Origin of the sequence: Kitasatospora sp. NPDC007106, assembly GCF_040634455.1 — a bacterium.
Taxonomy (GTDB): Bacteria; Actinomycetota; Actinomycetes; order Streptomycetales; family Streptomycetaceae; genus Kitasatospora; species Kitasatospora arboriphila.
Map to the genome: position 1 here is coordinate 1 of NZ_JBEYFP010000762.1, position 2,769 is coordinate 2,769.

The 2,769-nt window shown below is 78.3% G+C and carries 1 protein-coding gene and 1 pseudogene; both read left to right on the forward strand.

Features of this window, described 5'->3' with window-relative positions; translation table 11 throughout:
- Positions 1-1,338: pseudogene (locus ABZ641_RS31990) on the forward strand (primosome assembly protein PriA); the annotation flags it as partial.
- Between the two features lie 445 nt (positions 1,339-1,783).
- Positions 1,784-2,644: a hypothetical protein gene (locus ABZ641_RS31995; protein WP_359987488.1), complete on the forward strand. Its 861-nt coding sequence runs from the start codon at positions 1,784-1,786 to the stop codon at positions 2,642-2,644.
- Positions 2,645-2,769 lie beyond the last annotated feature (125 nt).

Below are 2,769 nucleotides of genomic sequence, written 5' to 3' on the forward strand. Positions count from 1 at the left end.
CTGCTCGGCCCCGGCCGGCACACCGTGCTCGCCGCCGACGCCGGACCCGAGGAGCGCTACCGGCACTGGCTCGCCGTCAGCCGGGGCTCCGTCCGGGCCGTGATCGGCACCCGGGCCGCCGTCTTCGCCCCCGTCCGCGACCTCGGGCTGCTCGCCGTCTGGTCCGACGGCGACTCCAGCCACAGCGACCCCAACGCGCCCCACCCGCACGTCCGCGAGGTCGCCCTGCTGCGGGCCGCCGACGAAGGCGCCGGCGTGCTGCTCGGCGGCCTCTCCACCACCGTCGAGGCCGCCCAGCTGGTCGCCACCGGCTGGGCCCGCCCGCTGACCGCCGACCGGGAGACCGTCCGGGCGCTCGCCCCGCGGATCCGCACCGTCACCGACCACGACCAGGCCCGGGACGCCGCCGCCCAGGCCGCCCGGCTGCCCTCGGTGGCCTGGGAGACCGCCCGCGACGCACTGACCCGCGGGCCCGTCCTCATCCAGGTGCCCCGGCGCGGCTACCTCCCCCGGCTCGCCTGCGGCCGCTGCCGCACCCCGGCCCGCTGCCGGCGCTGCGCCGGCCCGCTGGAGGCCGGCGGCGCCGACACCCCGCCGCAGTGCAGCTGGTGCGGCACGCCCGAGACGGACTGGCACTGCGTCGAGTGCGGCTCCTTCCGGATGCGCGCCCAGGTCGTCGGCGCCCGGCGCACCGCGGAGGAACTCGGCAAGGCCTTCCCCCGGGTGCCCGTCCGCACCTCCGGGCGGGACTCGGTACTCGCCACGGTGCCCGGCACGCCCTCCCTGGTGATCGCCACACCCGGCGCCGAACCCCTCGCCGAGGGCGGCTACGCCGCCGCCCTGCTGCTCGACGGCTGGGCCCTGCTCAACCGGCCCGACCTGCGGGCCGGCGAGGAGGCGCTGCGGCGCTGGCTGACCGCCGCGGCCCTCGTCCGGCCGGCCGGCGCGGGCGGCACCGTGGTGGTCGTCGCCGAGCCGACCGCCCGGCCCGTGCAGGCCCTCGTCCGGTGGGACCCGGCCGGGCACGCCGCGACCGAGCTCGACGAACGGGTCGAACTGCACTTCCCGCCGGTCTCCCGGATGGCCTCGGTGACCGGCTCGTCGCAGGCCGTCGCCGACCTGCTCGGACTGCTGCGGCTGCCCGAGGGCGCCGACGTCCTGGGGCCCGTGCCGGTGCCCGCCGGCCGCGGCGAGGAGCTGGAGCGCGCCCTGATCCGGGTCGCGCCCGGCCGCGGGGCGGCGCTGGCCGCGGCGCTGAAGGCCGCGCAGATCGCGCGGATGGCGCTGCGGACGGGGGAGCAGGTACGGATTCGGGTCGACCCGCCGGACATCGGCTGAGGAGGGGCGGTTCGGGGCCCGGTCGGGGCGCCGGGCGGCACGGCTGCGGCCGGTCGACGGGGTCGCTTCGTGTCGGTGGGGGGTGGGTGTTCGGCCGAGTGTGTTGGGCGCGTGGGTCTCGTGTCGGACGTGCTCGGGTGCGGGGTGGGGCTCGGGTGCTGGGCGCCGCGGCTGCCGCTGGTCGGTGGGGTCGCTTCGCGTCGGTGGTAGCGGGTGTGTTGGGCGCGCGGGTCTCGTGTCGGACGTGCTCGGCTGAGGTGGGGCCCGGGTGCTGGGCGTTACGGCTGCGGCCGGTCGGTGGGGCCGCTTGGTGTCGGTGGGGGTGGGTGCTGGGCAGGGTGTGCTGGACGGCCCGGGTGAGGAGGGGCGGGGCCCGGTGCCCGGGCGCCGTGAATGGTGATCACGCCGTGACCTGCGGCGGGGTGGTGATCACTAGGGTGGGCCCGTGCCGATCAGCGACAGTGCGCCGGGCCCGGAGGGGCCGTCCGACGACCCGTTCGACGTGGTGCTGGACGAGGACTTCGTCCGCGCCGCGCCGGTGAAGGAGGGGCCGGTGCCGGGCCTGCTGCGGCCCGGCGCACCGCCGCCCCCGCCGAAGCGGGTGTGGCCGCGGAACGCCGCGCTGGCCGCGGCCGCCGCGGTGCTGACCGTGATCGCCTTCCAGCTGGTGGGCCCGGAGGGCGACGGGAAGCAGTCGGCAGCCCCGGCCGCCACCGCCGGCGCGACGGCCGCCACCGCGTCCGCCGCCACCGCGTCCGCCGCGCCGTCCGGGTCGGCCGCCGCCCGGCTCTCCGGCCGCCCACCGGCGCCGCTGGCCGAGCTCTTCCCCGCCACGGTGAAGACCGCGTCCGGCGCGGTGTACACCAGGGTCGCGTCCAAGGACCTCGGGACCTGCCCCGAGCCGACCTCGGTGGGCCCGGACCTCGCGGCCGTGATCGCCGAGAGCAAGGGCTGCCTCGGCCACCAGATCGCGCTGTACAAGGACGCCCGGAACAACCAGTTCAACCTGGCGGTCTTCACCATGAAGGACCAGGTCGACACCGTGAAGCTGGTCACCCGGCTGGGGCTGAACTACGACTCGTACCAGGTCGGCGCGCAGGCGCCGCCGCCCGGATCCGGCCTGCCGACGCTCGCGGCGGACAGCGGTCTGGTGCAGGCCTTCTCCGGGGTCGGGCGGGCCGTGGTCGCCGGCCTCGGGCAGTGGTCCGACGGCCGGGTGGCCGACTACGGCGACCTGATGAAGCTGGTGGAGCCGCTGCTCGCCGACGTCACGGACCGGGCCAGGGCCTACGAGATCCGCGGCTGACGGGCCCGCCCCGCGGCCTGCGCGCGCCCGGACGGGGGCGAGGGGCCGCGGTTCCGGCGGGTCCGCGGTGCCCGGGCCTCAGCGGGCGACGCGGGCGTCCGGCTGTGCGGCCAGGCCGCCCTGCC